At 45.2% G+C, this 5,440-nt stretch carries 5 protein-coding genes; all 5 read left to right on the forward strand.

Annotated elements, in window-relative coordinates; translation table 11 throughout:
- Positions 1-762, forward strand: a 762-nt coding sequence (locus tag CCU_RS12035; RefSeq protein ID WP_208896221.1) for a hypothetical protein, incomplete at its 5' end; no start/stop codon positions are given.
- A gap of 3 nt (positions 763-765) precedes the next feature.
- Complete coding sequence (locus CCU_RS12040; RefSeq protein ID WP_208896222.1) at positions 766-2,259, forward strand: hypothetical protein; 1,494 nt, start codon at positions 766-768, stop codon at positions 2,257-2,259.
- Between the two features lie 29 nt (positions 2,260-2,288).
- Positions 2,289-3,311, forward strand: coding sequence for a hypothetical protein (locus CCU_RS12045; protein WP_055144605.1), 1,023 nt, complete (start codon positions 2,289-2,291; stop codon positions 3,309-3,311).
- Positions 3,312-3,376: 65 nt separating this feature from the next.
- The gene (locus CCU_RS12050; protein WP_208896223.1) at positions 3,377-4,939 is read left to right on the forward strand and encodes a hypothetical protein; all 1,563 of its coding nucleotides are present in this window, start codon (positions 3,377-3,379) and stop codon (positions 4,937-4,939) included.
- A 90-nt stretch (positions 4,940-5,029) separates the two neighbouring features.
- The coding region (locus CCU_RS12055; RefSeq protein WP_208896224.1) for a hypothetical protein at positions 5,030-5,440 on the forward strand (411 nt) is incomplete at its 3' end.

The following is a 5,440-nucleotide window of genomic DNA, read 5'->3' on the forward strand; positions in this document are numbered from 1 at the left end:
AATGAGGCAGGAATGCCTGAGAAGTTCCGGGAATTTGTGTCGGACTATCTGTATTGTATCATTCGTCTCATGATAAGTAATATGGATTGGGTAGAGAAGGTGCTCACATGGCCGTTTGAGGATTCTTTTCAGCAGATATTGTCACATGCCGTGGAGGTGAGAAGGCTTGCAATAAAGTCTGATGTGGCAAAGTTCTGTGAGCTGTGGGGTGAGTCGTATTACTGTGGCAGGGGAGACGGCAGTCTGTTCGATATATTTACACTGGCGTACGAGTCGCTTAAGGATGTCGATATCAGCACAACTTTGACTCCTGAGATGAGGTCTATGGTAGAAAAATTGTGCGGGGAACAGAATGCTGCATACGAGGAGTATCTCAAAGAGGCAGAAGAGGATGTGATGTCTGATGTGGAGATAGATGCGGCTTTGAGTGAACTTGATGAGGATGAAGAATATAATCAATACATGGATGAGATGCTTGAGCGCACAGAAAATAGCGAGAATGAGTTTAAGAGAACATTTATCGATGCGGAGGTGTATTGTCAGCGCTATATCAGGCTCAGGGAGATCTTCTATATGGAGCTTGACGGTGACGAGATGAAGCATGCCATGGCTGAGTTCGATGATCTTGTTGAGGGAATGATCGACGTATTCCTGTGCAGGCGTGGAATGTCATTGTATGTCGATGTTAAGGAGTTTGTCAGATCATATACCTGCATAAAGAAGCAGATAGACAGGATAAAAGAGCTTCGTTGGGAGGTGTAGTCTGTGGCTGGATTCAGAGATGATTTTTACTGTAGGGTAGGCCGCGATTATCACGAGCACATGGAGAGTTCGTTCATATATGGATATGTCAGGAGAGAGCGTGAGCAGAACCTCCGGCTTAGAATAAAGGAAGAATTATTCTGCCTTGCAGACACTCCCCTCAGCAAGGGAAGGTACACAAGATTTCTCGTAAGAGCGCTGCTCACAGACAGGAATCTTGTGGCGGGGCTGGATGGAATCATGTCTCTTCGAGAGCTGGTGGAAAAAACCTCGGTGGGTGAGGACTCCATGGAAAACATGGAAAATGGCAGCATCCGTGAGAAGCTTATAGGATTGTCAGAGAGTCTTGACAGGCATCCGGTGCTTGATATAGATGTGGATGTGCTTAGAGCGGTCACAAATGAGATTCTAGTCTCATTTGAATTTGAAGGGGAGAAGAAGAATCCGTATGTTCAGCTCACTTCGCTTTATATGGATCTGTATCACGGAGTTCTGGACAGTTCCGATTATATAAAAGGTCTGCTGGATTTCTTTTCCATGAACAGCAAATACATACCGGGAAAGGCTGATATGGCAGTCCTGCAAGAAAATGCGTTGGCCGTGTGGGGAAAAGACGTTTTTATCGGAGTCAGAAAGTCGGTTGACAAGCTTGCCAGACTGGCGCAGTTTGCGGAGAGTGATGATGTTTTATTTGCCAGGTTTGCTGATTCTCTGATGGAGAGAAATTATGCAGCAGAGCTTACCGAGAGGATTCAGGATGAAATTCTCAAGGTGGAGGTCAACACACTTTTGTATGACGCCGGATTCTCTTCCGATAATGAAACCTACAGACCTCCCAGAAAAAAAGAGAAAAGTATGGAGATACTGGATGCGTATTTCAAGTATGCGGGAGGAAATCCATTTGGCGGACATGATGAATCGGCTATCCCAGGGGACTATCTCACATGGAATGAATACTATGATGCATGCGATGATCTGAAGGATACACTGAACGCAAACAGGAATGACAGAGGGCACCACGATGTGTTCTTGCCAATGTGGCTTGACAGGGAGATCGGCGGTGGTGTGTTCCTGATCGGCAGAAACCGGTTTGAGGAGTCTGCGGGAGTGCGGATAGACAGTAACTGTGAACTCGGCGTGGTGTATTTCCTTGGAGTGGAGGAGGGCCGTGCGTTTGAGTTTTCTGCATTTCAGTCAAGCAGCTATGACAGAGATGCCTTTCCGGGTATGGAGGAGGCTGTCAGTTGGTTTCAGAATTATGATTACAGGGAGGATGCCCTTGAGGAATACAGAAACTGCAACAGTGATGCACCGGTCGGATGTCCTGATGTGTTCCTGAAATTTTTCGGACATACGGCGGCTGAAGAGATACATGAAGATTTGGTAAGTGATGAGGATATAGCTGAGACTTTGGCGGAATTCGACAGGGGGGTGCAGGAAGACAGAAAGAGAGCTGCATTTCACTCGGTTATGAAGAAAAAACATAGGAGTCTGTAAGTTAGGACGGGTGATAAGGAGGAATGATCGTGGATTGGTTTGAGAGACAAAGACTCAATGAGGTCAGCGAAAATAAGAAAAAATACCATGATCTCATGGACGAATTTGAAAAGATCATAAGCGGGAGGTCTCACTCGATCGTCCCATATGTAACAGATGAGAACGGAAAGTTCAGTGAGTCTAAAACGCAGACCTTCATAGGTGAGTTTTTAGAGCTGATGGATATATATGCCGGTAAAAACATGCTCTGGTTTGGCAGGATAGTTGATGAGAAAGCCCTGCCCGGGCAGAAGAGCTTTTGCAGATATATGAGACTGTATTTGTACCTGGCTGTCCGCATGTCTCTGCTCAAGCTTGACTGGCTGGAGAATAAGATTGAGACGCTTCCCGACGAGTCATTTAACACAATACTTGCAGGATGCAGGAATTTCAATTCTGGGCAGGACAAGGATAATCTGCTCCTGGAATATGAGTGTGATGGTTTTCTGTCGGATTCAGGAGTCATCTCGTGGGGCATTGAGGTGTATTACTGGCTAAGTGACAGCACAGAGGACACATGGATGACACCGGACATGAAAAGAAGGATGGAAGACGCATTTGAGCAGCTTGAGGCTGAGAACGGGGATGTTCGGAGTTCAAATGAATCTCCTGCTGATATTATGGACTGTGATTATGGTATAGGTGGAGATGAAGAAGAATATGAATTCTTTATGGAAGGATGCGGTACCCCATTGAAGGAGAAGCCATTTTTCCATGATCTTGAGCCGTGGAAATATCTTCACGAACATGTGGCGGATGCGGAGACATTCTGCGCACGGTTCAGGGAGTTTATGGCGCTTCTCTATTCAGATGAGGTGCCGTATAGCTATCTGTCCATCATGACAAAGGTGGTCGAAGGGGCTCTTGATATGTATCTATGTAAGCACAACATATCAATATATGGCAATGCATATGACATGGCAGATGCGGTTATCTACATCAGGAAGGCGATGGAGAAGACGGATATGTTGTACAGAATGGAGAGAACATACGGTCCCGATTCTCTGTATTAGACAGAGACAGGATTTTATTATCAGTACAGTAATGGAAGCAGCAGTAGAAAGGACATAAGATAATCATGGCAAATATAGTTAATTTGAAGGAATACCTACGAAGAGTGTTCAAGGATTTAAAGGAATATACTGACGGACTCAGCCCGGAGGAGCTGGAGGAATTTCATGAAAAATGCCGCAATCTGTTCAAAAACGGCGAGGGGGATTACAGTGACAGGTATCTTCTTGCCTACTACGTAATGGAATATGCCAGAGCATATGGATTTGAATTCTCCCGTGCTTATACAGATATACTTGCCAGAATCCTAAAGAGTAAAAAAGAGGTATCGTCGGTGAGCTTTGGATGTGGAACCGGTATAGATTACTGGGGAATGTCTCATGCTGCCAGAGTTATACTGCGAAATGATAAGGTATCACTCAGCTATACAGGAATCGACCCTGCGAACTGGGCATACAAGATATCCGATTCACCGGATATGCCTGCCGGGGATCAGGTAGATATAAACAGTATTCATGATCCTGCCGGCGGGGATGGGTGCAGGTGTTCGGACTTTGGTGAGTATCTAAGTCTTATGGAGAGTGACAGATCAAGGAAACTCCTGGATATATATTTCTTCCCACATTCACTGAAGGAGGTGTGTATGCACACTGTGCCAGATGGTGGTGCAGAGCAGTACAGGTACAATGCATATCAGTCCATGGCCCGTTTTTCGGGACTGATCGGAAGCAGACTGGAAAAAGGCGAGACTTTGTATATAGCGGTTACATATAGGAGAAAGCCACAGGGACTTGAGCATTATCATGCATATGATACGAGATATGCGACATATCTTGTTGACTGCCTGACCCGCAGGGAACTCAAGGTGAGTCAGTTAAAACCTGGGCATATTACAAGGCCTGGATATCAGGATATGGAAATCATAAATGACACTGAGGAGAATAAAAAATATTACTTCAGATACGAACAGAATCATTTCTATACAGGGAAAAGGTGTGCCGACGGAGAGAAGCTTGAACTGTGGCAGATGGGAAATGATGACTTTGGTTCATTTGACAAGCTGTTTTATGGGGAAGACAATTCACCGGCTATCACGGATGTACAGACATGGATCGATGTGGTCGGACGGAATCTGCATTCCATGGACAATGTTGCAAATATGTGCTATCAGGTGTTTAAGATCAGAGCAAATGAGCACGATGATGCCGCTATACAGAACGCTTACTTATATGGAAATGAAAGTGTAGATATGGTGGAAAAAGCACTAAGGACATTTGAATTTCCTATAGAGAAGGATAGATTGTCACTCAGGGCGATGGTTTATAATCTACATAAACATCTTGAGTCACAGGATATGCATGAGCAGATAACCGATAAGGTGATCATCAACATGGAATCGATTGCAAATGGGCTTATAGATGACGGGCTGCTTCAGGCTGACATTGACGATGACTGCGTAACCTATAATGAGACAGTGCTTGGTAATCAAATGGGAGTTTATGTGTACAAGGACAGAAACGGCAGAAATGCTGTGGGGCTTGACTCATTTGCCCAGCAGTCGGTGGTTGCCAATCTGGTAAGTGGAGGGTATCTCAAGGTCAGATCAGACGGGGATGAGAGACGTTCGTAGAATTTACGAGACAAAAAAATATCGTGTGTATACTCTAAGCATGAAAACAAGACATTTGCTGATACTTCGGAGAAAGAAAGGAGTTTACACATGGATATAACAAATATGAAAGAACTTTATGCAGAACTTATCAAGGCGGCAGGAAGAGGGTTCAGGAACAGGAGTATAACCAATCCGGCGGTCGTCTTCACCCAAAAGGCAAAGGCTGGGGTCTATGACTCTATGACAGATGAAGAGTATTATGAGGAGCTCGATAAGGTTGAAGAGCTGAACAGGGTTTGGCAGCACAAAACCAGCAAAACGGTCGGAGAATTGCTGCTCACAGCTCTGGAAAACCTGAACATCCGAGACGAGGATGTGGAGGACATTTCGGCTACGCTCATGTGTGCATACAGCAAGACTGACCAGGAGAGTATTCCGTGTGACTCAGATGCGAGTGGCCGGGTAAGTGACATAATATTTGGCGATCATCACGACAGGAGGACTGGTGGTGAGGCTGAG

This window comes from Coprococcus sp. ART55/1 (assembly GCF_000210595.1).
GTDB classification, from domain to species: domain Bacteria; phylum Bacillota; class Clostridia; order Lachnospirales; family Lachnospiraceae; genus Coprococcus; species Coprococcus aceti.